Annotated in this window: 22 protein-coding genes and 1 pseudogene; 19 read left to right on the top strand and 4 right to left on the bottom strand. The window is 70.5% G+C overall.

Annotated elements, in window-relative coordinates; all coding sequences use genetic code 11:
* Positions 1-16: 16 nt before the first annotated feature.
* The 3 genes and pseudogenes from RPX00_RS41595 to RPX00_RS41585 form a co-directional block, all read right to left on the bottom strand.
* Positions 17-1,015 carry a 1-aminocyclopropane-1-carboxylate deaminase gene (locus tag RPX00_RS41595; RefSeq protein WP_406633973.1) on the bottom strand — a complete coding sequence of 333 codons (999 nt, stop codon included), beginning with the start codon at positions 1,013-1,015 and terminating at the stop codon, positions 17-19.
* Complete coding sequence (locus RPX00_RS41590) at positions 1,012-1,659, bottom strand: GntR family transcriptional regulator (RefSeq protein ID WP_406633971.1); 648 nt, start codon at positions 1,657-1,659, stop codon at positions 1,012-1,014. Before RPX00_RS41590 ends, RPX00_RS41595 begins: the two co-directional genes overlap by 4 nt.
* Before the next feature lie 559 nt (positions 1,660-2,218).
* Positions 2,219-2,585 (bottom strand): annotated as a pseudogene (locus tag RPX00_RS41585) (DUF1844 domain-containing protein).
* Between the two features lie 281 nt (positions 2,586-2,866).
* Here RPX00_RS41585 and infC point away from each other — a divergent pair.
* The 7 genes from infC to pheT all read left to right on the top strand — a co-directional run bounded on the left by infC (position 2,867) and on the right by pheT (position 9,850).
* Positions 2,867-3,421 carry a translation initiation factor IF-3 gene (gene infC, locus RPX00_RS41580; protein ID WP_182895384.1) on the top strand — a complete coding sequence of 185 codons (555 nt, stop codon included), beginning with the start codon at positions 2,867-2,869 and terminating at the stop codon, positions 3,419-3,421.
* A gap of 80 nt (positions 3,422-3,501) precedes the next feature.
* The gene (rpmI, locus tag RPX00_RS41575) at positions 3,502-3,696 is read left to right on the top strand and encodes a 50S ribosomal protein L35 (protein ID WP_009079615.1); all 195 of its coding nucleotides are present in this window, start codon (positions 3,502-3,504) and stop codon (positions 3,694-3,696) included.
* Between the two features lie 63 nt (positions 3,697-3,759).
* The gene (rplT, locus tag RPX00_RS41570; protein WP_009079612.1) at positions 3,760-4,137 is read left to right on the top strand and encodes a 50S ribosomal protein L20; all 378 of its coding nucleotides are present in this window, start codon (positions 3,760-3,762) and stop codon (positions 4,135-4,137) included.
* An 8-nt stretch (positions 4,138-4,145) separates the two neighbouring features.
* Entirely contained in the window at positions 4,146-4,934 is a 789-nt protein-coding gene (locus RPX00_RS41565; RefSeq protein WP_406643263.1) for a TrmH family RNA methyltransferase, read from the top strand.
* A gap of 2 nt (positions 4,935-4,936) precedes the next feature.
* Positions 4,937-5,551, top strand: a complete 615-nt coding sequence (locus RPX00_RS41560; RefSeq protein WP_406633969.1) for an AAA family ATPase — start codon at positions 4,937-4,939, stop codon at positions 5,549-5,551.
* Between the two features lie 673 nt (positions 5,552-6,224).
* The gene (pheS, locus tag RPX00_RS41555) at positions 6,225-7,280 is read left to right on the top strand and encodes a phenylalanine--tRNA ligase subunit alpha (protein ID WP_406633967.1); all 1,056 of its coding nucleotides are present in this window, start codon (positions 6,225-6,227) and stop codon (positions 7,278-7,280) included.
* On the top strand, positions 7,280-9,850 hold the full coding sequence (gene pheT, locus RPX00_RS41550) for a phenylalanine--tRNA ligase subunit beta (protein WP_406633965.1): 2,571 nt from the start codon (positions 7,280-7,282) through the stop codon (positions 9,848-9,850). Before pheS ends, pheT begins: the two co-directional genes overlap by 1 nt.
* 106 nt (positions 9,851-9,956) lie before the next feature.
* Here the strand turns inward: pheT and RPX00_RS41545 are convergent, their stop codons facing one another.
* Complete coding sequence (locus tag RPX00_RS41545; protein ID WP_406633963.1) at positions 9,957-10,646, bottom strand: DNA alkylation repair protein; 690 nt, start codon at positions 10,644-10,646, stop codon at positions 9,957-9,959.
* A gap of 130 nt (positions 10,647-10,776) precedes the next feature.
* On the opposite strand from RPX00_RS41545, the gene RPX00_RS41540 reads away from it, so the two are divergent.
* From RPX00_RS41540 to tyrS, 12 genes are all read left to right on the top strand, one after another.
* Positions 10,777-12,378 (top strand): alpha/beta hydrolase, encoded by a 1,602-nt coding sequence (locus tag RPX00_RS41540; RefSeq protein WP_406633961.1) that lies wholly within the window; start codon positions 10,777-10,779, stop codon positions 12,376-12,378.
* A gap of 203 nt (positions 12,379-12,581) precedes the next feature.
* A complete protein-coding gene (locus RPX00_RS41535; protein WP_406633959.1) occupies positions 12,582-13,058 on the top strand; it encodes a helix-turn-helix domain containing protein in 477 nt (158 codons plus the stop codon).
* A 1,043-nt stretch (positions 13,059-14,101) separates the two neighbouring features.
* Complete coding sequence (gene argC / locus RPX00_RS41530) at positions 14,102-15,130, top strand: N-acetyl-gamma-glutamyl-phosphate reductase (protein WP_406633958.1); 1,029 nt, start codon at positions 14,102-14,104, stop codon at positions 15,128-15,130.
* Entirely contained in the window at positions 15,127-16,287 is a 1,161-nt protein-coding gene (argJ, locus tag RPX00_RS41525) for a bifunctional glutamate N-acetyltransferase/amino-acid acetyltransferase ArgJ (RefSeq protein ID WP_406633956.1), read from the top strand. Before argC ends, argJ begins: the two co-directional genes overlap by 4 nt.
* A complete protein-coding gene (gene argB / locus RPX00_RS41520) occupies positions 16,284-17,222 on the top strand; it encodes an acetylglutamate kinase (RefSeq protein WP_406633954.1) in 939 nt (312 codons plus the stop codon). Before argJ ends, argB begins: the two co-directional genes overlap by 4 nt.
* Positions 17,219-18,424 carry an acetylornithine transaminase gene (locus RPX00_RS41515; RefSeq protein WP_406633952.1) on the top strand — a complete coding sequence of 402 codons (1,206 nt, stop codon included), beginning with the start codon at positions 17,219-17,221 and terminating at the stop codon, positions 18,422-18,424. The genes argB and RPX00_RS41515 overlap by 4 nt, the downstream gene beginning before the upstream one ends.
* Positions 18,424-19,350, top strand: a complete 927-nt coding sequence (gene argF, locus RPX00_RS41510) for an ornithine carbamoyltransferase (protein ID WP_406633950.1) — start codon at positions 18,424-18,426, stop codon at positions 19,348-19,350. Before RPX00_RS41515 ends, argF begins: the two co-directional genes overlap by 1 nt.
* Positions 19,347-19,847, top strand: a complete 501-nt coding sequence (locus RPX00_RS41505; RefSeq protein WP_406633948.1) for an arginine repressor — start codon at positions 19,347-19,349, stop codon at positions 19,845-19,847. The genes argF and RPX00_RS41505 overlap by 4 nt, the downstream gene beginning before the upstream one ends.
* Positions 19,844-20,830, top strand: coding sequence for an argininosuccinate synthase domain-containing protein (locus RPX00_RS41500; RefSeq protein WP_406633947.1), 987 nt, complete (start codon positions 19,844-19,846; stop codon positions 20,828-20,830). The genes RPX00_RS41505 and RPX00_RS41500 overlap by 4 nt, the downstream gene beginning before the upstream one ends.
* A 26-nt stretch (positions 20,831-20,856) precedes the next feature.
* Entirely contained in the window at positions 20,857-22,272 is a 1,416-nt protein-coding gene (gene argH, locus RPX00_RS41495; RefSeq protein WP_406633945.1) for an argininosuccinate lyase, read from the top strand.
* A gap of 44 nt (positions 22,273-22,316) precedes the next feature.
* Entirely contained in the window at positions 22,317-22,952 is a 636-nt protein-coding gene (locus tag RPX00_RS41490; protein WP_378406259.1) for a DNA-3-methyladenine glycosylase, read from the top strand.
* Positions 22,953-22,984: 32 nt separating this feature from the next.
* A complete protein-coding gene (gene tyrS, locus RPX00_RS41485; RefSeq protein WP_406633943.1) occupies positions 22,985-24,259 on the top strand; it encodes a tyrosine--tRNA ligase in 1,275 nt (424 codons plus the stop codon).
* The last annotated feature ends 50 nt before the right edge of the window (positions 24,260-24,309 follow it).

The raw sequence follows: 24,309 nt of genomic DNA, 5'->3' as shown, positions 1-24,309 counted from the left end.
CGGCCGGGCACCCGGTTCAGCCGAGCACGCTCGTGTACGCGTTGATCGCGGGCTGCCCGCCGAGATGCGCGTACAGCACGTTGGAGTCCTTCGCGATCTCGCCGGTGCGTACGAGATCGATCAGCCCGGCCATCGACTTCCCCTCGTACACCGGGTCGGTGATCATCCCCTCGAACCGCGCCGCAGTACGGATCGCCTCCAGCGTCTGCTCGTCCGGAATCCCGTACACCCCAGCGTGATACCGCTCGTCGAGTTCTACGTCTTCAACCGACTTAGCCCCGACCAGCTCCGCCGTGCTCTTCGCGATCCGGCCGATCTGCTCGCGCGTCTCGTCCGGCTTCGCCGACGCGTCGATCCCCAGGATCCGCCGCGGCTTCCCGCTCACCGCCGCCCCAGCGATCATCCCGGCCTGCGTGCTCCCGGTGACCGAGCAAACCACGACAGTGTCGAAGAAAACGCCGAGTTCGCGTTCCTGTTCCTCAAGCTCCAGCACCCAGTTCGCGAACCCGAGCCCGCCGAGCCGATGGTCCGACGCCCCGGCCGGGATCGCGTACGGCGTGCCACCGTTCGCCTCGACCTCCGCGAGCGCCTGCTCCCAGCTTTCCTTGAAGCCGATGCCGAACCCGGCGTCGACGAGCCGGACGTCCGCGCCGAGGATCCGCGAGAGCTGGATGTTGCCGACCTTGTCGTGCAGCGGATCGGCCCAGTCGACCCAGCTTTCCTGCACCAGCACGGCTTTCATCCCGGCCCGCGCCGCGACGGCCGCCACCTGCCGCGTGTGGTTGGACTGCACCCCGCCGATCGAGACGAGCGTGTCCGCGCCCTTGGCGAGCGCGTCGGCGACGAGGTATTCGAGCTTGCGTGTCTTGTTGCCGCCGTACGCGAGCCCGGAGTTGAGGTCCTCGCGCTTGGCCCAGACGGCCGCGCCGCCGAGGTGTTCGGTCAGCCGGTCCAGCCGGTGCACCGGCGAAGGCCCGACGAGCAACGGGAAACGGGGGAAATCAGCCAGGCTCACGCGTCCTCCAGGAGGGCTTCGAGGTCGGTCCAAATCGTTGAAGTGAGCTGTGCGGCAGCCGCCTCGTCACCGGCTTCGAGCGCGGCGATGAGTTCCTCGTGCCGGGTGACCGAACGGTGTGCGGGCAGCGAGCTGAACCGCGCGTACTCGAGACGCCGCAGCAACGGCGTGTACCGGTCGAGCGTCGCCGCGACCGCCCGGTTGCCGCACGCGCGCACCGGAATGTCGTGCAATTCGTCGTCCGCCTCGATCGCCTTGCCGACGTCCCCCTCGGCGACCGCCGCGCGAAACCGGTCGTTGGCTTCGCGCATTTCCGCGATCTGCTGCTTGCCGAGCCGGGGGAGTGCTTCGCGCACCGCCAGTTCGTGCAGCGCGCGGACGAGCCGGACCGCGTCGCGGACGTCGTCGGCCACGAACTCGGCGACCCTCGTGTAGCTCTGCGGCTTGGACACGACCAGCCGGTCCTCGGCCAGCCGCAGCAGCGCCTGCCGCACCGGGGCGCGCGAGAGGCCGAGCTGCTCGGCGAGGTCGGCGTCGCGCAGGGGAGTGCCCGGCGGGAAGCTGCCGTCGATGATCGCGTGCCGGATGCGCTCGTACGCCTCGTCGCGCAGCAGCGGCCGGGAGACCTTGGGGAGTGTGGTCACATCTAACATGTTAGATGTCGGCGGTGGGCGGGGCAATACTGTGAGGGGCTGTGGTTCGGCTCGTCGCCTGGCGGCGACATTGCTGTGGTGAGTGCGTGGGGCACCCCGAAGCCTGATTGTGCTGACGGTTCGGGGGTGCTTGTCAAGGCGGGAAAGATGCCTTGACAAGCACCCCCGAACCGCAGGGAGGCTTCGTATCGGGGTGCGGGGGAGGGGCTGGGTGCCTCGCTTGTTGGGTGCAGCGGTTGGAACTGCGGGTCCGCTCCGTCAGGGCGGCTGTGCGCTTTACCTCGGCGGTCGTTGCGCGTGACTGCTGCGAGGTCCGTGAGGGGAACCTTCACGGACTCTGATTCCCTCAAGGCGACCCTCACAGCCAGCTCCGGTCCGTGAGGGCCACCTTCACGGACCCTGATTCCGTCAAGGCGGCCCTCTCTCACGAGCCTTCGCGAGAGGGGGAGTCCGAACCGCGGCCGGTTCTGGTGGCGTCCGCCTCCGGAAACGGCGAAGACCCGCCCGGCGTTGCCGCGAGGCGGGTCTTCGGAGGGTCTCTCGGGAGGGCTCAGTAAACCGGCCCGGTGTACTTCTCGCCTGGCCCCTGGCCCCTGGCCCGGCGGGTCCGGCACGGCGGACGCCTCGCGGAACGCCTTCTGCAAGGACTGCAGCCCGTCGCGCAGCGGTCCGGCGTGCAGGCCGAGGTACTCCGCGGAGGAGGTCACGAGGCCGGCGAGCGCGGTGATCAGGCGGCGCGCCTCGTCGAGGTCGCGGTGCGGCGAGTTCTCCGGGTCGGCGTCGGCGAGGCCGAGGCGTTCGGCTCCCGCGGACAGCAGCATCACCGCGGCGCGGCTGATGACCTCGACGCTCGGGATCTCCTCGAGCCCGCGGTCGTCGGGGGAATACGGGGGCGGTGGCGAAGGTTGTTCAGGCACGTCTGGTACCCTTCCACGTACGACCAGCTCCCGAGCGATCGGGGGCGGCAAGTGGAGCCCCGCTCCCACCCGCGTCACCGCCTCAGGTGTCCGGGTCCGGTCTCGCCGATGTGGTGCCTGCCGTTCCGGCAGCGTACCGCGGAGGCGAAGCGTTCAGCTTTCCGCCGGGCGCGATCGGAGACAGAGCGGGCCCCGTGCACCGGCAGCAGCCGGAGACGGGGCCTGAGTCATGTGGGCACCAGGTCGAAGCGAGAAAACATCACTCGGACCAAGGAGGCCCCATCAGCTCCGAGACACGCATCAACGAACGCATCCGGGTGCCGGAAGTCCGGCTCGTCGGCCCTAACGGCGAGCAGGTCGGCATCGTCCGGATCGAGGATGCGCTGCGGCTTGCGCAGGAGGCGGATCTCGACCTCGTCGAGGTGGCCCCGCAGGCCCGCCCGCCCGTGGCCAAGCTCATGGACTTCGGCAAGTTCAAGTACGAGAGCGCGCAGAAGGCCCGCGAGTCCCGCCGCAACCAGCAGCTCACCGTCATCAAGGAACAGAAGCTGCGGCCGAAGATCGACCAGCACGACTACGAGACCAAGAAGGGTCACGTGTCGCGGTTCCTGGCGGCGGGCAACAAGGTCAAGGTCACGATCATGTTCCGCGGTCGCGAGCAGTCCCGGCCGGAACTCGGTTTCCGGCTCCTGCAGAAGCTCGCCGACGACGTCACCGAGCTCGGCTTCGTGGAATCGTCGCCGAAGCAGGACGGACGCAACATGATCATGGTGCTGGCCCCGCACAAGAACGTGAAGCCGAAGGCCGTCAAGGCCGAACCGGCTCCCGAGGCGTAGCGCGCCCCGGCGCCGACCAGCACAGTCAGCGGCACACCGGGTTTTCCGGTGTGCCGCCGCACGGAAGAGGACGAACAACCATGCCGAAGATGAAGACGCACAAGGGCACGTCGAAGCGGGTCCGCATCACCGGTTCGGGCAAGCTGCGTCGCCAGAAGGCCGGCCGCCGCCACCTGATGGAGAAGAAGTCCAACCGCCTCACCCGTCGTCTCGAGGGCACCACCGAGGTCGCCCAGAACGACGTCAGCCGAGTGAAGCGCCTGCTCGGCCGCTGAGGCCCGCACCCTTTCCCGACCACCCCGGGGTCCCCGCACCCCCGAATTCGACAGGATGGACCAGTGGCACGCGTCAAGCGGGCGGTCAACGCCCAGAAGAAGCGTCGCGCGACTCTCGAACTGGCCAGCGGTTACCGCGGCCAGCGTTCGCGGCTGTACCGCAAGGCCAAGGAGCAGACGCTCCACTCGCTCAACTACGCCTACCGCGACCGCCGCGCGCGCAAGGGTGACTTCCGCCAGCTGTGGATCACCCGCATCAACGCGGCCGCTCGCGCCAACGGCGTCACCTACAACCGGTTCATCCAGGGCCTGAAGGCCGCCGGTGTCGAGGTGGACCGCAAGATCCTCGCGGACCTCGCGGTCAACGACGCGGCCGCCTTCACCGCGCTCGCCGAGCTGGCCAAGGCGAACGTCACGACCGGCGAAGCGAAGTCGGCCTGACCGGCAGCATTTTCCGGCCCGGGGCGGATCCGTTCACCGAACGGACCCCCCGGGTCGTTGCCGCGCGCAAGCTGACCCGCCGCGCCGAACGCGAGAAAACGGGCCGCTTCCTGGCCGAAGGCGCCAACGCGGTCACCTCGGCCCTCGCCCATGGCACGGTTCACGAACTGTTCGTGACCGAACGCGCCGCCGCCGCACACCCCGAGCTGGTCGCCTCGGCCCCCCGCGTGTCGCCGATCACCGACCGCGCCGCCGCGGGCCTCTCGGAAACCGTGACGCCGCAAGGAATCATCGCGGTCTGCTCGCTGGTCGACCGTCCACTGGAGACGGTCCTGCCCTCCGCCCGGCTGGTCGTCGTCCTGGTGGACGTCGCCGAACCCGGCAACGCGGGCACCGTGATCCGCGTAGCCGACGCCGCCGGAGCCGACGCGGTAGTCCTGGCCGGCGACACCGTCGACCCGCACAACGGCAAAAGCGTCCGCGCCGCCGCCGGTTCGACGTTCCACATCCCGCTGGCCCGCGCCCGCGACATCCCGTCGGTCCTCGGAGCGCTCCGCTCAGCCGGCCTCCGAACGCTCGCCGCACACGGTTACGCGTCGACCTCGCTGGAGACTGTCCACTTCGGAGACCCCGTGGCGTGGATCTTCGGCAACGAGGCCCACGGCCTGCCCTCGGATGTCCTCTCCGCGGCCGACGAAGCAGTCCGGATCCCGTTGTACGGCAAGGCCGAAAGCCTCAACCTGGCCACCGCCGCCGCAGTCTGCGTCTACACCGCAGCGATGGCCGCACACCGCTGACCGTGCGGGATCTCCGGCACGTCTACTGGATCGGCGGCGCACCCGGCGCAGGCAAGTCAACGATCTCCCGCCGCCTCGCCGCTCAGTACGGCTGGCACCACTACGCGACCGACGACACCATGCGCGCACACGCCGCCCGCACAACTCCGGCTTCCGCCCCGTACTTGCACGCCTTCCTGGCGATGGACATGGACGAACGCTGGGTGCGTCGCTCGCCGGACGTCATGCTCGAGACGTTCCATTGGTTCCGGGGCGAGGGCTTCGGGTTGATCGTCGAGGATCTCCTTCGCCTGCCGCCGGAACCGCACGTCGTGGTCGAGGGCCTCAGGTTGCTGCCGCACCTGGTGAAGCCGGTGGCTGCCTCGGGACAAGCTGTCTGGCTGCTTCCGACCGCGGAGTTCCGCGCTGCCGCCATCGAGGGCCGGAGCACACCGAGTTTCGTGTGCCGGACCAGCGACCCGGAACGGGCTGCCCGCAACTTGGCCGAGCGGGACCGGATGTTCACCGACCGCCTGCGGGACGAAACGGAGCGCCTTGGGCTGCGGACGGTCGAGGTGGATACGGGCATGACGGAAGACGATCTGTTCCGTCAGGTGACTGCTGATTTCGGCCTCTGACTCCGGCTGCCCGCAGGTTTTCTTGTGCGGTGGGCTGCTGCCGATCCTGATTCCGGCTGCTCGCGGGTTTCTTTGCGCGGTGCGGTGCTGCCGATTTTGGCTCCGGCCGCTCGCGGGTTTTTGCTCGGCGAGCTGCTGCCGATTTCGCTTCCGTCCGCTCGCGGTTTCCTTGCCCGGTGGGCTGCTGCCGATCTTGATTCCGGCTGCTCGCGGGTTTCCTTGCGCGGCGCACTGCTGCCGATTTTGACTCCGGCTGCTCGCGGGGTTTCCTCGCGGGGTTTCTTTGCTCGGCGGGCTGTTGCCGATCTTGACTCCGGCCGGTCGGTTGCGTCGGCTGGTCGCGCCCGGCAGTCGCGCGGACTCGGTGTGGCAGCTCTGCGCGGCTGATCCGGATCCGCCCGGCTCCTCCGCCGCGCCGGGCCGCCCGCCCCGGGCAGGCGTCCGAGGCAAGCCGGTCGAGGGGCGTCGCTCACCTGATCCGCTGACCACCGTTCGAGTCCGCGGCGACGGTCGGTCGTGATCACGGGGCGGATCCGGCGCACCCGCTCCGGAAGCGGAGGGTGAGCGGCTGGGCCTGGAGCCCGATCCCCTAGACTGAGCTGCCCGATGTGCACGTGCGGCGGCATGCCCGCGTGCCGCCGACAACACCAGTCCCAGCGGACGCCGAGGAGTCATGTCCGGAGCCACAGAACAGCCGGTCGACGTGCTCGCACCGGAGACCCTGCGCGCGGCGATCAAGGCGGCCGAGGACGCCTTCGCCGGCGCGGCCGACCTGGACGCGCTCGCCGCCGTCAAACCGGCCCATCTCGGGGACCAGTCGCCGGTGCTGCTCGCGCGCCGGGAGATCGCCGCGCTGCCCAAGCAGGAGAAGGCCGACGCGGGCAAGCGCGTCAACGAGGCCCGCCAGGCGGTGCAGTCCGCGTTCGACGCGCGCCGCGCCGCGTTGCAGGCCGAGCGCGACGAGCGAGTGCTCCGCGAGGAGGCCGTCGACGTCACGCTGCCGTGGGACCAGGTCCCACGCGGAGCCCGGCACCCGATCAGCACGCTGTCCGAGCGCATCGCCGACGTCTTCGTCGCCATGGGCTATGAGGTCGCCGAAGGGCCCGAACTCGAAGCCGAGTGGTTCAACTTCGACGCGCTGAACTTCGGCAAGGACCACCCGGCGCGCCAGCTGCAGGACACGTTCTACGTCGGCGAGGAAGGCTCCGGCCTCGTGCTGCGCACGCACACGTCGCCGGTGCAGGCTCGCAGCCTGCTGCACCGCGACCTGCCGGTGTACGTCGTGTGCCCGGGCCGCACCTACCGCACCGACGAACTCGACTCCACGCACACGCCGGTGTTCACCCAGGTCGAGGGCCTCGCCGTCGACAAGGGCCTCACCATGGCGCACCTCAAGGGCACGCTCGACGCGTTCGCCCGCGCGATGTTCGGCGAGCGCTCCACGACGCGGCTGCGCCCGCACTTCTTCCCGTTCACCGAGCCGTCGGCGGAGGTCGACGTCTGGTTCGAGGAGAAGAAGGGCGGCCCCGGCTGGGTCGAATGGGGCGGCTGCGGCATGGTCAACCCGAACGTGCTGCGCGCCTGCGGCGTCGACCCGGAGGTCTACTCCGGCTTCGCGTTCGGCATGGGCATCGAGCGGACGCTGCAGTTCCGCAACGGCATCCCGGACATGCGCGACATGGTCGAAGGCGACGTCCGGTTCACCCTTCCCTTCGGAACGGAGGCGTAGTGCGAGTCCCGGTGAGCTGGCTGACCGAGCATCTCGAGGTGGATGCCGAGGTCACGCCGCAGGACCTGGCCGACGCCTTCGTGCGGATCGGGATCGAGGTCGACGAGCTGAGCAAGCTCGGCCCGGTGACCGGCCCGCTCGTGGTCGGCCGCGTCGCGGAGATCGAGGAGCTGACCGGCTTCAAGAAGCCGGTGCGGTTCTGCCGCGTCGAGGTCGGCGAGGAACCCGACCCGGAGCCCGACGACGCGGAACTGTCCGAAGAGGACGACGACGAGGACGACGGCCCGCTCGAGAACGAGGGCCCGCACGGCATCAAGACGCGCGGCATCATCTGCGGCGCGAGCAACTTCGCCGAGGGCGACCTCGTCGTGGTCGCGCTGCCGGGCGTGGTCCTGCCGGGCGGTTTCGAGATCTCCGCGCGCAAGACGTACGGCAAGATCAGCGACGGCATGATCTGCTCGGCGCTCGAACTCGGCCTCGGCGACGACCACAGCGGCATCCTCGTCCTCCCGCCGGGCACGGCGAGCCCGGGCGACGACGCGACGGAACTGCTCGGCCTCGACGACACGGTCATCGAGGTCACGCCGACCCCGGACCGCGGCTACGCGCTGTCGGTCCGCGGCCTGGCGCGCGAGCTGTCGAACGCGCTCGACGTGCCGTTCGGCGACCCGGCGATGCTCGACAACTTCCCGGAGGCCGAGGGCGAGGCGTGGCCGGTGCGGGTCGAGGACCCGGAAGGCTGCCCGCGGTTCGTGCTGCGCCGCGTCACCGGTCTCGACGCGACCGCGCCGACGCCGTGGCGGATCCGCCGCAGGCTGATGCTGGCCGGCATCCGGTCGATCTCGCTCGCGGTCGACGTCACCAACTACGTGATGCTCGAGCTGGGCCACCCGCTGCACGCGTTCGCGACCGGCTCCATCCAGGGCGACCTGGTGGTGCGCCGCGCGAAGGCGGGGGAGAAGCTCACCACGCTCGACGACGTGGAGCGCACCCTCGACGCGGACGACATCGTGATCGCCGACGACAGCGGCGTCATCTCCCTCGCCGGCACGATGGGCGGCGCCAGCACGGAGATCACGCCGGAGAGCACCGACGTGCTTCTCGAGGCGGCGCACTGGAATCCGGCGTCGATCAGCCGCACCGCGCGCCGGCACAAGCTGTTCTCCGAGGCGGCGAAGCGCTTCGAGCGCTACACCGACCCGGCGCTGTGCGCGGCCGCGGTGGAACTCGCCGCCCGGCTGCTGCGCCAGTACGGCGAGGGCGCGATCCGCCCGGGCCGCACCGACGTCGGCGGCGTCGCCCCGCACGCTCCGGTGACCATGCCGATCAACCTGCCCGACCAGGTCGCCGGCGTGCGCTACGAGCGCGGCGTCACGGTGCGGCGGCTCGGCCAGATCGGCTGCAAGGTCCAGCTCAGCACGAGCGACCAGGGCGTCGGCCTGGTGACCGCGACCCCGCCGAGCTGGCGCGGCGACCTCGTGCAGCCAGCCGACCTCGTCGAGGAGGTCCTCCGGCTCGAGGGCTACGACAGCATCCCGTCGGTCCTGCCCGCCGCGCCCGCGGGCCGCGGTCTCACCGACGCCCAGCGCCGCCGCCGCGCGGTGTCCGGCGCGCTCGCCGAGGCGGGCTACGTCGAGGTGCGCCCGTTCCCGTTCATCGGCGACGCGGTGTGGGACGCCTTCGGCCTGCCCGAGGACGACATCCGCCGCAAGACGGTGCGCGTCCGGAACCCGCTCGAAGCCGACCACGACCGGATGGCGACCACCCTCCTGCCCGGCCTGCTGGAGACGTTGCAGCGCAACGTTTCCCGCGGCCTGAAGGACGTGTCGCTGTTCCAGATCGGCCAGGTCGTGCTGCCGAAGCCGAACCAGCTCAAGGCCCCGGACCTCGGCGTCGAGCACCGCCCGAGCGACGAGGACCTCGCCGTGCTGGAGGAGGCCGTGCCCGCGCAGCCGATGCACGTCGCCGTCGTCCTCAGCGGCCAGCGCCCGCGCGCCGGCTGGTGGGGCAAGGGCGACCAGGCAGGCTGGGCCGACGCCGTGCAGGCCGCGCGCCTGGTGGCCGAGGCCGCCGGCGTGCAGCTCACCGTGCAGGCCGCCGACCTGCTGCCCTGGCACCCGGGCCGCTGCGCCCAGCTGCGCGTGGGCGACTGGCCGGTCGGCCACGCGGGCGAACTGCACCCGAAGGTCGTCGAGGCCCTCGGCCTGCCGCCGCGCACGGTCGCGATGGAACTCGACCTGGACGCGATCCCGCTGCCCGACTCCCGTCCGGCTCCCAGCATCTCGGCCTACCCGCCGGTGCTGCTGGACGTCGCCCTGGTCGCCGGCACGGACGTCCCGTCCGCCGACCTCGCCGACGTGCTCCGCGAAGGAGCGGGCGAACTGCTCGAGGAGATCACCCTCTTCGACGTCTACAGCGGCGAGCAGCTCGGCGAAGGCAAGCGTTCCCTGGCGTACAAGCTCCGCTTCCGCGCCGCGGACCGCACCCTCACCGTCGACGAGGCCACCAAGGCCCGCGACGCCGCGGTCGCCGCTGCCGGCGAGCGCTTCGGAGCGACGCTCCGCGCCTGATCCGGCGTCTGTCCCCGCCCCGCGCTCCGGCCACCGGCCGGTCAGCCGGGGCGGGGGAGCGCTGGTGTCATGGCTCCCTCCTTTCCTTGTGCCGCAACAGTTCGCTTCACTTGAGGTGCTTCGTCGCCTCCCGTGCGGACAGCGGGGACAACCCCGGGTGCGCCTGGACGAACGCCCGGACCCACTCCGGCTCGGCGCGGGCGTGATCCCGCAACGCCCAGCCGATTCCCTTGCGCAGAAAGAAATCCCGGTCGTCGAGGTTCGCCTCGATCGCGTCGGCGAGCAGTTCCTGGTCCACCTCGTCCTTCGCGCTGACCTGACAGATCACCGCCGTTCGCCGGCGCCAGCGATCAGCGTCTGTCATCCAGCGACGCAGGACAGGCGTGACGTCCGCCCGGTGTTCGCGCAGGATCGGCCCGACCCGGCGGATCGCGACCTCGTCGACGTAGTCCCACCACGCCCCGGTGACGATCAGCTCGTCGTACATCGGCAGCAGTTCCGGGTCCTGCCACCGCCGATAGGCACGATGCCCGGACAGATCGATCGCCGCGTACCGCTCCTCGCGGTACTCCGCCTCCCGCCACAAGGCGAGCACGGTCTCGGTGAACGTCACTCGATCGGGCAGAACATGCTCGGCCAGAACAGCTTTGAGGAGCTTGCCGCGCGGTGGTTTCGGCACTCCGCGAAACGGCATCGCGGACTTCATGTACGCCTGCATGTCCGGTGCTTTGACCGGGTCGGCCAGCTCCGCGAGCCCGGTTCGCACCGCCGTGATCAACGCTTCGCCCGCATGCACCGAGGGCCACCTCCGTCGTCTCGGATCCCGACGATCGGGGGACAGCGCGGCTCGTGTCGGGAAACGAGATTGTGCCGCGCAGCCGGTAGCTTCGACGAGCCCGGGTTGCCGTCGGACGCAAAGGACCACTGTGAGGAAAATCGTCACCGCGCTGGCCGCCGCCGCTGTCGCGGCCGGAACGCTGGCTGCCGCACCCGCCGCCACCGCGGCGCAGCCCGATGGGCCGGGCTACGCGCCGCCGCCGATCAAGTGGGGACCGTGTTCCGCGCCCAGTCTCGCCAAGGCGGGTGCCGAATGCGGGTTCCTGGTGGTTCCGATGGACTACGCGCAGCCCTCCGGCGCCACAGCGCAGATCGCCGTCTCGCGGGTGAAGCACAAGACCGCGAAGTACCAGGGCGTGATGCTGGTGAACCCGGGCGGCCCGGGAGGCTCCGGGCTCGGCCTGTCGGTGCTCGGCCGCAACGTGCCCAAACACGCCGGCGACAGCTACGACTGGATCGGCTTCGACCCGCGCGGCGTCGGCTCCAGCAAGCCGGCGCTGACGTGCGACGGGAACTACTTCTCCTACGCCCGCCCGGCTTACGTGCCGGCCACGCCGCAGCTGGAGAGCACCTGGCGTGCCCGCACGAAGGGCTACGCCGAGGCCTGCGCGAAGAACGGCCCGCTGCTGCAGCACATCAAGACCACTGATGTCGCACAGGACCTGGAAAGCCTGCGCAAGGCGCTGGGCCAGAAGCAGATCAACTACTACGGCTTCTCTTACGGCACTTACCTCGGGCAGGTTTACAGCACGCTGTACCCGGAACGGATGCGCCGGATGGTGCTCGACGGGAACGTCGACCCGCGCAAGGTCTGGTACGAGGCCAATCTCGACCAGGACGTCGCCTTCGACCGCAACATCAAGATCTACTTCGACTGGCTCGCGAAGTACGACAACGTCTACCACCTCGGCAAGACCGGCTCGGCGGTCGAGCAGCTCTGGTACGCGCAGCAGCGGAAGCTCGACCGGAACCCGGCGGGCGGCGTGATCGGCGGCGACGAGTGGACTGACGTCTTTCTTCAGGCCGGCTACTACGTGTTCGGCTGGGAAGACATCGCCAAGGCGTTCGACGGATGGGTGCACCGCGGCGACTGGCAGACGCTGAAGGCGTTGTACGACAAGTCGAACGCACCCGGCGACGACAACGGCTACGCGGTTTACAGCGCGGTGCAGTGCACCGACACGCAGTGGCCGCAGGACTGGAACCGCTGGCGCCGCGACGCATGGGCTACCCACACCCGTGCGCCTTTCGAGACCTGGAGCAACACCTGGTACAACGCGACCTGTCTCAACTGGCCTGCGAAACCTGGCAAGCCGGTGGACATCGACGGCTCGAAGGTGAGCGGCGCGCTGCTGATCAGCGAAGAACTCGACGCGGCCACGCCGTACTCGGGCAGCCTCGAAGTGCGCAAGCGCTACCCGCGTTCGAGCCTCGTGAGCGCGCCCGGCGGGACGACGCACGCCGGCTCGCTCTCCGGCGTGGCGTGCGTGGACGACAAGGTCGCTGACTACCTCGCCACCGGCGCTTTGCCGAAGCGGGTGCGAGCCGACCGCTCCGACGCCCAGTGCGCTTCGGTGCCGCAGCCGGTTCCGTCGCCAGTCGCCTCCGGCGCGCAGCAGAAGGCTGACGCCCAGGCGAAGGCCGCGGCGGAGGAGAAGCAGAGCCTGCTTGCCGGGCTGCTGCGTTTCTGAGCTGTTCCTCCTGGTGCCCCGGTCTGGTCCGCCAGGCCGGGGCACTGTTCTTTGCTGTCGTTGCCGCTGGTTCACCGATCCCCCTCGGTCGTTTTCGTGGTCGCCGGGGACGCTACGGCGGGGGTCTGACAATTTCGGACCGCAGTCACCCGATCGCGTTAAGTGATCGAAAATTGTCGGGGGTCGCGGATACGTTCGCGGCCATGACGATCATTCAGGAGCACCGGACCGAGGTCCGGTCAGGAGATATCCAGTACCAGGTCGCCGTCATCACCCGCACCGAGGACGGCGAACCGGAGCGAGTCACCGTCACGGTCGGCGGAGAGCGAACGGACGGCGAACCCGTCGTCGAGGGCAGGCTCGAACTCGAGGTGACGTCCGTGGCGACCGTCGCGGAGTTGCTCGACACCAGCCTGCGCACGTTCGCGGGCGGCGGCGCGCGGCGAAGATCGCGCGGACGCCCGGCGCAGCAGGGCAGGCCGTGGACCGACGAGATGGACGCGGACCTCGAGGCCCGCTGGCTCGCCGGCGATTCGGTGACCGAGCTGGCCCGGCATTTCGCCCGGACGCCGGGCGGGATCCGGGCACGCCTGCCGCGGGTCGGCTGCGATCCGGAACATCCGGGAAATCATCTGCCGACACCGCCGAGTCTGCGCGAGGCGGAGGAGGGAGCGGACTGACGAGTGCCCGCCGGGTTCGCATCCCGACGCGGGCCCGGCGTGGCGTTGCCTGCTCGCCGGAGGGACGGTCTGGGCGCGCGCCTGGGCGGATGGTCTCGGTGACGGGTTGGGCGGCACGGGCGTCGGACGGGTGGTCCGGTAGCGGACGGGGCCGCCTGGGTGGTGGGCGGAGGGCTTGGCTCGTAGGACGGGTGGCCGGGTGCCGGACGGGGCTGCCTAGGTGGTGGGCAGAGGGCTTGCTTGCTGGACGGGTGGCTGGGCGTCGGACGGGGCTGCCTGGGTGGTGGGCGAAGGGCTTGCTCGCTGGACGGGTGGCTGAGCGTCGGACGGGGCTGCCTGGGTGGTGGGCGGAGGGCTTGCTCGCCGGGCGGGACGGTCGGGCATTGGACGGGCCTGCCTCGGCGGCGGACGGAGGGCTTGCTTGCCGGACGGATGGCTTGCTGGGCGTTGGACGGCGCTGCCTCGGCGGCGGACGTAAAGCCTGCTCACCGGGCGGAAAGCCTGCTCACCGGACGGACGGCACGGGTGGCGGAACGGCCTGGGCGCGGGCGGAGGGCGTCGGTGTCGGATTGCGCGGCGGCGGCCTAGGTGCGCGGCTGGATGCCGGGCTCGTCCATGGACGGACGGCCTCGGTGGCGGATCGGGCGGCACGGGTGCCATACGGATGACCTGGTTGCCGCGCGGGTGGCTTGGATGCTGGGCTGACGATCCGGCGGTCGAACGCCCCAGCGGCTCCGGTTGCCGGAGGCCCCGGCGATCATGCCGGGTTCGCCGGTCGGCGCGTCTTTGCCGCTGTTCGTGCCCGCGTCGAGCAGGGTGCTGAGCCAGCTTTGCGGCAGGCGGAAGCTCGGCCGCCGCGAAACAGGGGCCAACCGCCATGGCCGAACTGTGTCGTGAGACCGCCGATCCGGCCGCCCGCGCACGCCACGGCAGCGAAAAACGGCAGAAAGACGGTCGAGAACCACGGAAGTCCCGGGGAGGGGGCGGACAGGGTGAGCAAACCCTCTTTGTTTGAGCTTGCACGCTCGTGCATAATCATTCGTATGACGGTGAAGATCGCGGTGGCCGGTGCCAGCGGGTACGCCGGCGGCGAACTGCTGCGCCTGCTTCTGACCCATCCCGAGGTCGAGATCGGCGCGCTCACGGCGGCGAGCAGTGCGGGGACGACGCTGGGCACGCACCAGCCGCACCTCGTGCCTCTTGCCGGGCGCGTGCTGCTCGAGACCAGCGCGGAGACGCTCGCGGGCCATGACGTCGTGTTCCTGGCGCTGCCGCACGGCCACTCGGCCGAGATCGCGGCGCAGCTCGGGCCGGACGTGCTGGTGGTCGACCTCGGGGCCGACCATCGGCTCGCCGACGCGGAGGACTGGCGACGCTGGTACTCCGGCGAGCACGCTGGGCAGTGGCCGTACGGGATGCCCGAGCTGCCGGGTGCGCGCGAGAAGCTCGTGGGCACCAAGAGGATCGCGGTTCCCGGCTGTTTCCCGACGGGCGGCTCCCTGGCGTTGGCTCCTGCGTTGGCGGCGGGGCTGGTGGAGCCCGCAGTCACCGTGGTGTCGGTGACGGGGACGTCTGGCGCGGGCAAGAGCCTGAAGCCGAATCTGCTTGGGTCCGAGGTCATGGGCAACGCGAGCGCGTACGGCGTCGCCGGTGCGCATCGGCACACGCCAGAGTTCGTGCAGAACCTTTCGGCTGCGGCGGGCAAGCGGGTGACCGTGTCGTTCACGCCGGTGCTCGCGCCGATGCCGCGCGGCATTCTCACGACGGCGAGCGCTCCGATCGTGGGCGACGTCGACGAGGCCGCGGTGCGCGCGGTGTACGAGAAGGCTTATGGCGCTGAGCCGTTCGTTCAGATCCTGCCCGAAGGGGTCTGGCCGACGACCGCCGCCACGGTCGGTTCGAACAACGTCCAGCTCCAGCTCGGGATTGATGCCGGCGCGGGACGGCTGGTCGTCGTCACGTCGATCGACAACCTCACCAAGGGCACCGCGGGCGGTGCCGTCCAATCGATGAACCTGGCGCTCGGTTTCCCCGAGGCCACCGGACTTTCCACCGTGGGAGTGGCACCGTGACCGTCACCGGACCGAAGGGTTTCCGCGCCGCGGGCGTGGCCGCCGGGATCAAAGCATCCGGCGCGCTGGACCTCACGCTGGTCGTCAACGACGGCCCGCTCGACGTCGCGGCGGGGGTGTTCACCCGGAACGTGATCAAGGCCGCGCCGGTGCTGTGGTCGCAGGAAGTGCTGAAGCAGCAGAAGCTGAAGGCCGTCGTGCTCAACTCCGGCGGGGCGAATGCCGCGACCGGGCCGGGCGGGTTTCAGGACACGCACGCCACGGCCGAAAAGGTCGCCGAGGTGCTGGGCACCGGGGCGATCGAGGTCGCGGTGTGTTCCACCGGGCTGATCGGTGAGCGGCTGCCGATGCCGGCGGTTCTGTCCGGTGTGGACAGTGCGGTCAAGGCGCTCGACACCAGCCCGGAAGCGGCGCTCAACGCGGCGACCGGCGTCATGACCACCGACAGCAAGCCGAAGCAGGCGTTCGCCCAGCATGAATCCGGGTGGAGCGTCGGCGGGTTCGCCAAGGGGGCGGGGATGCTCGCGCCGAATCTGGCGACGATGCTGTCCGTGCTGACCACGGATGCCGTGGTGGGCAAGGAAACGCTCGACCGGGCCCTGCGCGCCGCCACGCACGTCACGTTCGATCGGCTCGATGTGGACGGCGGCACGTCGACCAACGACACGGTGCTCGTTCTCGCTTCGGGTGCGAGCGGGGTGGAGCCGACCGAAGCCGAGCTGACCGAGCTGCTCACCAAGGTCAGCCATGACCTGGTGCTGCAGCTGCGAGCCGATTCCGAAGGTGCCACCAAGGATGTCGACGTCACAGTGAAGGGCGCCGCGTCCGAGGACGACGCGATTGTCGTGGCTCGCACGATCGCCGAGGACAACCTGGTCAAGACCGCGTTGTTCGGGTCCGATCCCAACTGGGGCCGGATCGCGATGGCGCTCGGCCGCGCACCGGCGCGGATCGATCCGGAGACGGTGTCGATCGCCATCAACGGCGCCACGTTGTTCGCGGGCGGCACGACGGCCGAGGACCGGTCGGCGGCGGACCTGTCCGGGCGGGCCATCGACGTGGTCGTGGATCTCGGCGTCGGCTCCGCCGAGGCCACGATCTACACCACGGACCTGTCGCACGCTTACGTCGAAGAGAACAGCGCGTACTCGTCATGACCGATCTCGAAAGGCGGCTCGTCTCCGCCGACGAACGGCTTGCCAGCGCCGCCGAGAAGGCCGGCGTGCTGATCGAAGCGCTGCCGTGGCTGCAGCGGTTCAACGGTGCGACCGTCGTGGTCAAGTACGGCGGCAATGCCATGATCGACGAGCAGCTGAAGGCCGCGTTCGCCGAGGACATGGTGTTCCTGCGGCTGGCCGGTCTGCACCCGGTGGTCGTGCACGGCGGCGGCCCGCAGATCAGCGCGATGCTGTCCCGGCTCGGCGTGCCGGGGGAGTTCAAGGGCGGGCTGCGCGTCACCACGCCGGAGACCATGGACATCGTGCGGATGGTGCTGGTCGGGCAGGTCAGCCGCGAGCTGGTCGGGCTGATCAACGCGCACGGTCCGTACGCGGTCGGCATTTCCGGCGAGGACGCGCGGCTGTTCACCGCCGAGCGCAAACAGGCCGTTGTGGACGGTGAACAGGTGGACATCGGCCTCGTCGGCGAGGTCGCCGAGGTGAACCCGGACGCGGTGCTCGACATCGTGAACGCCGGCCGCATCCCGGTCGTCTCCACCGTCGCCCCCGACGTCGACGGCGTGGTGCACAACGTCAACGCCGACACCGCCGCCGGCGCGCTCGCCGCGGCGCTCGGCGCCGAAAAACTCGTCGTGCTCACCGACGTCGAAGGCCTTTACGCCAACTGGCCGGACCGGTCGTCGCTGATCGACCGGATCCCCGTCGACCGTCTCGAACGCATGCTGCCCGGCCTGGCCAGCGGCATGATCCCGAAGATGGAGGCGTGCGTGCGCGCGGTGCGCGGCGGCGTGCGCGGCGCCCACGTCATCGACGGCAGGCTTGCCCATTCGGTGCTGCTCGAGGTCTTCACCTCGCGCGGCATCGGGACCATGGTGCTGCCCGAGGCAGCGCCCTCCGGAACGGAGCACGCGTGAGCACTCTCAAGTCCAATGCGGACGGTCAGCAGCACTGGCAGTCGGCCGTCATGGACAACTACGGAACCCCCGGCCTGACCCTCGTGCGCGGCGAAGGCGCGCGAGTGTGGGACGCGGACGGCGCCGAGTACGTCGACCTGGTCGGCGGCATCGCGGTGAACGCGCTCGGCCACGCGCATCCCGAGGTCGTCCGCGCGGTCACCGAGCAGATCTCGAAGCTGGGGCACACGTCGAACCTGTACGTGAACCCGGTCGCGGTCGAACTCGCCGAAACCCTTCTCGACGTCGCGGGCCTCAGCGGACAGGGCAAGGTCCTGTTCGTCAACTCCGGCGCGGAGGCGAACGAGGCCGCGCTGAAGATCACCCGGCTCACCGGCCGCAGCAAGGTCGTCGCTGCGGAAGGCGCGTTCCACGGCCGCACCATGGGCGCGCTGTCGCTCACCGGGCAGCCCTCGAAGCGTGAGGCGTTCGAGCCGCTGGTTCCCGGCGTCACGCACGTTCCGTACGGCGATGTCGAAGCGTTGCGGGCAGCCGTTGACGGTGAAACCGCCGCTGTGTTCTTGGAGCCCGTGCTCGGCGAAGCCGGGGTGATCCCGGCTCCGGACGGCTACCTGCAGGCCGCGCGCGAGATCACCAAGGCAGCGGGGGCGCTGCTCGTGCTCGACGAGGTGCAGACCGGGATCGGCAGGCTCGGCACCTGGTTCGGCTTCCAGCAGGCCGGGGTCGTGCCGGACGTGATCACGCTCGCGAAGGGGCTCGGCGGCGGGCTTCCGCTCGGCGCGGTGATCGGCGTCGGCGCGGCGGGCGATCTGCTGAAGCCGGGCCAGCACGGCACCACCTTCGGCGGCAACCCGGTGTGCTGCGCGGCCGGGCTGGCCGTGCTGCGCACGATCGTCCGGGACGACCTGCTCGACCACGTTTCGGCGCTCGGCAAGGACATCGCCGCCGGCGTCGAGGCGCTCGGCCACCCGCTCGTCTCCGGGGTCCGCGGTTCCGGGCTGCTGCTCGGCATCGGACTGCGGGAACCGGTTTCCGCAGCCGTCGCGAAGGCCGCGCAGGACGCGGGCTACCTCGTCAACCCGGTCGCCCCGGACACCGTCCGGCTCGCCCCGCCGCTCGTGCTCGACGGGCAGCAGGCGCACGGCTTCCTCGCCGCCCTCCCGGGCGCGCTCGATTCCACCACCACGAAGGATCCCGCCTGATGCCCCGCCACTTCCTCCGCGACGACGACGTCACCCCGGCCGAACAGGCCGCTCTGCTCGATCTCGCCGACCAGCTGAAAGCCGATCCGCTCGGCACGAAGGCGCTGGCGGGCAAGACGGTGGCCGCCATTTTCGAGAAGAACTCCACCCGCACCCGGTTCTCGTTCGAGGTCGGCATCAGCCAGCTCGGCGGGCATCCGGTGATCGTCGACGGCCGCTCGATGCAGCTCGGCCGCGAGGAGACCATCGAGGACACCTCGCGCGTGCTGTCCCGCTACGTCGACGCGGTCGTGTGGCGCACCTTCGCGCAGAAGCGCATCGACTCCATGGCGTCGGTCGCGTCGATCCCGATCGTCAACGCGCTCACCGACGAGTTCCACCCGTGCCAGGTGCTCACGGACCTGATGACCATCCGCGAGCGCAAGGGCAAGCTCGCCGGGCTCACGCTCACCTACCTCGGCGACGGCGCCAACAACATGGCGCACTCGCTGCTGCTCGGCGGGACCACGGCCGGGATGAACGTGCGCGTCGTGTCGCCGGAGGGTTTCCAGCCTGACCAGCAGGTGATGCTGGACGCCAAGAAGCACGGCGAGGAGACCGGCGGCAGCGCGACCGTGTTCACCGACGCGCACGAAGCCGTCGAAGGGTCGGACGTGCTGGTCACCGACACCTGGACGTCGATGGGCCAGGAGAACGACGGCCTCGACCGGGTCGGCCCGTTCCGTGCGCTGCAGATCAACGCGGAGTTGCTGAAGCGCGCCGCCGACGAGGCGATCGTGCTGCACTGCCTGCCCGCGCACCGCGGCTGGGAGATCACCGACGAGGTGCTCGACGGACCGGCCAGCGCGGTCTGGGACGAGGCGGAAAACCGGCTGCACGCGCAGAAAGCCCTGCTGGTCTGGCTGTTCGGGCAGAACGGCCGATGACCAGCAGCCGGGTCGGGCGCCAGGCGCGGATCACCGAGCTGGTGTCCACGATGGCCATCCGCAGCCAGACGGAGCTGGCGCGGCTGCTGGCCGCCGAGGGGATCGACGTCACGCAGGCGACGCTGTCGCGCGACCTCGACGAACTCGGCGCGGTCAAGCTGCGCGGCGCCGACTCGGGCGCGCCGGTCTACGTCATCCCCGAGGACGGCAGCCCGGTCCGCGGCGTACAGGGCGGCACTTCGCGGCTGTCCCGGCTGCTCGCCGAATTGCTGGTGTCGGCGGATTCGTCGGGCAACCTCACCGTGCTGCGCACGCCGCCGGGCGCCGCGCAGTTCCTGGCGAGCGCGATCGACCGGGCCGCGCTGGAGGAGGTCGTCGGGTCCATCGCGGGCGACGACACGGTCGCTGTCATCGCGCGCGAACCGCTCACCGGACGCGACCTTGCCGAGCGGTTCACCGCGCTCGCGCGGGGTTCGGCGGAAGGGGAGGAGCCGTGACCCGGCGGGTCGTGCTCGCCTATCCGGGCGGGCACGGCTCCTCAGCCGCGTTGAATCTCCTTAAGGGACAAGGCGAAGTGGTCGCGGTCGCCGTGGACTTCGGTTCCGGCGACGCGGATTTGTGCGCGCTCCGGCGGCAGGCGACGGCCGACGGAGCCGCTGAGACAGTGGTCGTGGATGTCCGCGAGGACTTCGCGAATGGCTACTGTTTGCCTGCGCTGCAAGCGAATGCGCTGATCGTCGATCGGTATCCGCTGGTCGCGGCCTTGGCTCGCCCGCTGTTGGCAAGTCAGCTCGTCGCGACCGCAAGGGACCGGAACGCGTCGGCTATCGCGCACGGTGGCGGCGACGCCTTGTCCAGCGTGCTCTCGGCGCTGGCACCGGAGCTGGAGATCATTGAGCTTGAGGTCCGAGGGCAGGAGTTGTCGACCAGCCGGACTTTGTGGGCCCGGGCCGCGACCTCCGGATACCGCTGGACCGAGGACGCCGCGGCGAACCTCGGTGCGCCGGACGAGGTGGTCGTCACCTTCGACCAGGGCGTGCCGGTCGCGGTCGACGGTGAGACGGTCAGCATCGCCGAGGCAGCGCAGCGGCTCGGACATCGCGCCGGGCCACACGGGATCGGCCGGTTCGACACCTGTGACGCTCCGGGCGCGGTGGTGCTCGTCGCCGCGCACCAGGAGCTGGAAGCAGTGACCCTCGGCCGTGACCTGGCGAGGTTCAAGCACGGCATCGACCGCCGGTGGGCCGAGCTGGTCCACGACGGGTCGTGGTTCTCGCCGCTGCGCGAGCCGCTCGACGCGTTCGTCCGGCAGGCGCAGGAGCGCGTGACCGGCGAAGTGCGGCTGGTGCTGCACGCGGGCAGCGCGACCGTGGCCGGCCTCCCCAGGAGGCGGCTTCGCCCGGTCGGACGGCGGTACCGTCCGGGGACCGGGCAGACTCCGCTGGGGAGCACCCAGCACCTGACTACCCAGGCGTCCTGAGACGCCGGACGCGAGAGAGGCAGAACGTGAGCGGGAAAGACCAGCCGGTGCAGCTGTGGGGCGGCCGGTTCGCCAGCGGACCGGCCGAGGCGATGGCGGCGCTGAGCGCTTCGACCCACTTCGACTGGCGCCTTGCGCCCTACGACATCGCCGGCTCGCGCGCGCACGCCCGAGTGCTGAGCAAGGCGGGTCTGCTCACCGAAGCGGAGCTGGCCGGAATGCTGGACGCGCTCGACACACTGGCGCAAGACGTCGCGTCGGGCGCGTTCACGCCGACAATCGCCGACGAGGACGTGCACACCGCGCTCGAACGCGGTCTGCTCGAACGCGCCGGCACCGAGCTGGGCGGCAAGCTGCGTGCCGGCCGTTCCCGCAACGACCAGGTGGCGACGCTGTTCCGGATGTGGCTGCGCGACGCCGCGCGCCGGGTCGTCGCGGGCACGCTCGACGTGATCGACGCGCTCGTGTCGCAGGCCTCCCGGCACCCCGACGCGATCCTGCCCGGCCGCACCCACCTCCAGCACGCGCAGCCAGTTCTGCTCGCGCATCACCTGATGGCGCACGGCCAGTCGCTGCTGCGCGACGTCTCCCGCCTGCGCGACTGGGACGCGCGCACCGCCGAGTCGCCGTACGGTTCGGGCGCGCTCGCCGGTTCGTCGCTCGGCCTCGACCCGGAGGCCGTGGCCACCGAGCTGGGCTTCGACACCAGCGTGGAGAACTCGATCGACGGCACCGCCTCGCGCGATTTCGTGGCCGAGTTCGCGTTCGCCGTCGCGATGCTCGCGGTGAACCTGTCTCGGATCGCCGAAGAGGTGATCATCTGGAACACCGCCGAATTCGGTTACGTCACGCTGGACGACGCGTGGGCAACCGGCAGCTCGATCATGCCGCAGAAGAAGAACCCGGACGTCGCGGAGCTGACCCGGGGCAAGGCGGGCAGGCTGATCGGCAACCTCACCGGACTGCTCGCCACGCTCAAGGCGCAGCCGCTCGCGTACAACCGCGACCTGCAGGAGGACAAGGAACCGGTCTTCGACTCCGTCGAACAGCTGGAACTGCTCTTCCCGGCGATCGCGGGGATGCTCGGCACGCTCACCTTCCACACCGAGCGCCTCGCCGAACTGGCTCCCGCCGGGTTCACGCTGGCCACCGACATCGCCGAATGGCTGGTGCGCCAGGGCGTGCCGTTCCGCGTCGCGCACGAGGCGGCGGGGGAGAGCGTGCGGGTCGCGGAGGCGCGCGGCGTCGGGCTCGACGAGTTGACCGACGAGGAGTTCCAGGCCATCAACCCGGCGCTCACGCCCGCGGTGCGCGAGGTGCTGACTGTCGAGGGCTCGGTGCGTTCGCGAGACGCGCGCGGCGGTACCGCGCCGGACCGGGTCGCCGAGCAGCGGGAGCGCCTGATCGAGCGGGTCGCGGCGCATCGGCAGTGGCTGAAGTGATCGTTCGTCAGGCCGCTGGTTAGGCTGGCGGCCTGACGAGGGGAGTGCGTGTGGACCGGTTGTTCCGGCGCGAAGAACTGGCACTGGACCCGGTCGACCTGGCTCGGCTGCTGCTCGGTGCCGTCCTCGAGGCCGACGCGCCCGAAGGCCGGGTCGGGGTGCGGCTCGTCGAGGTCGAGGCCTATCGCGGGCTCGACGATCCCGCGTCGCATTGCTATCGCGGGAAAACCCCGCGCAACGCCGTGATGTGGGGTCCGGCCGGGCACCTCTACGTGTACTTCGTCTACGGCATGCACTTCTGCGCGAACGTCGTCGGCACCGAGGACGGGCAGCCGGGCGCGGTGCTGCTGCGCGCCGGCGAGGTGGTCGAAGGCGCCGACATCGTGCGGAAGCGGCGGCCGAACGCGCGCGGCAACGGCGAACTCGCCAAGGGCCCGGCCATCCTCACCTCGGTGCTGGGCCTCGCCAAGGAACAGAACGGCGTCGACCTCACCGACCCGGAGTCGCCGGTGCGGCTGCTGGTCGGCGAGCGCGTGCCCGCGGAGAACGTGCGCACCGGCCCGCGCGTCGGCGTCGCGATGGCGATGGAGACGCCGTGGCGGTTCTGGGTGGACGGCTCACCAGCCGTCTCCACCTACCGCCGCGGCGGGAAACGCCGCCAGGTGCGACCCGCGGGATAGTCGTTTGACCTGGTGGGGGATCATCTACAGGTGTGAGTGAGCACATCCTTGACGAGTTGTCCTGGCGCGGCCTGATCGCGCAATCCACCGACATCGACGCTCTGCGCCGAGAACTCGACCACGGCCCGCTCACGCTCTATTGCGGCTTCGACCCGACCGCGCCCAGCCTGCACGCCGGCAACCTCGTCCCGCTGCTGATGCTCAAGCGGTTCCAGCGCGCCGGGCACCGGCCGATCGTGCTGGCCGGCGGCGCCACCGGGATGATCGGCGACCCCCGCGACAACGGGGAGCGCTCGCTGAACACCCTGGACGTCGTCGCCGACTGGGCCGGGCGGATCCGCGGGCAGCTGGAGCGGTTCGTGGACTTCGACGATTCGCCGACCGGCGCGATCGTGGAGAACAACCTCGACTGGACCGGGAAGCAGAACACGCTGGAGTTCCTCCGCGACGTCGGCAAGCACTTCTCGGTGAACGTGATGCTGAACCGGGAGACGGTCAAGCGCCGGCTCGAGGGCGACGGCATGTCCTACACCGAGTTCAGCTACCTGCTGCTGCAGTCGCAGGACTACCTGGAGCTGTACCGCAAGCACGGCTGCAAGCTGCAGGTCGGCGGCTCGGACCAGTGGGGCAACCTCGTCGGCGGCGTGGACCTGATCCGCCGCGTCGACAGCGGGACCGCGCACGCGCTGACCGCGCCGCTGGTCACCGACGCCGAGGGACGCAAGTTCGGCAAGTCCACCGGCGGCGGCAACGTGTGGCTCGACCCGGAGCTGACCTCGCCCTACGCCTGGTACCAGTACTTCGTGAACGTCGGAGACGCCGACGTGATCCGTTACCTGCGCCTGTTCACCTTCCTCGACCGGGAGGAGATCGACGCGCTGGCCAAGGACACCGAAGAGCGTCCGCACCTGCGCGCCGCGCAGAAGCGGCTGGCCGAGGAGTTCACGAATCTGGTGCACGGCGAGGCCCAGACCCGTCAGGTCATCGCGGCGAGCCAGGCGTTGTTCGGCCGCGGCGAGCTGACCGAACTGGACGCGCCGACGCTCGACGCGGCGATGGCCGAGGTCCCGAACGGCAAGGTCGAGCCCGCCGGCGACGCGACGATCGTCGACCTGCTGCTCGCCGGGGGACTGGTGGACAGCAAGGGCGCGGCCCGGCGGACGGTGAAGGAGGGCGGCGCGTACGTGAACAACGTGAAGATCGCCGACGAGGAGTGGAAGCCCTCGGCCTCCGACGCGCTCCACGGCCGCTGGCTCGTGGTCCGCAAGGGCAAGCGCACGGTCGCCGGCGTCCGCGTCGGGGACTGATCTCCGCCCGAGGCCCGAAACAGGGGCTCTGACCTGCGGGAACGCAGTTA

The sequence above is a fragment of the Amycolatopsis sp. WGS_07 genome (assembly GCF_045278895.1).
Lineage (GTDB): Bacteria > Actinomycetota > Actinomycetes > Mycobacteriales > Pseudonocardiaceae > Amycolatopsis.
The sequence above is the reverse complement of the archived record's forward strand: the minus strand, read 5'-3'. Positions and strand labels throughout refer to the sequence as shown.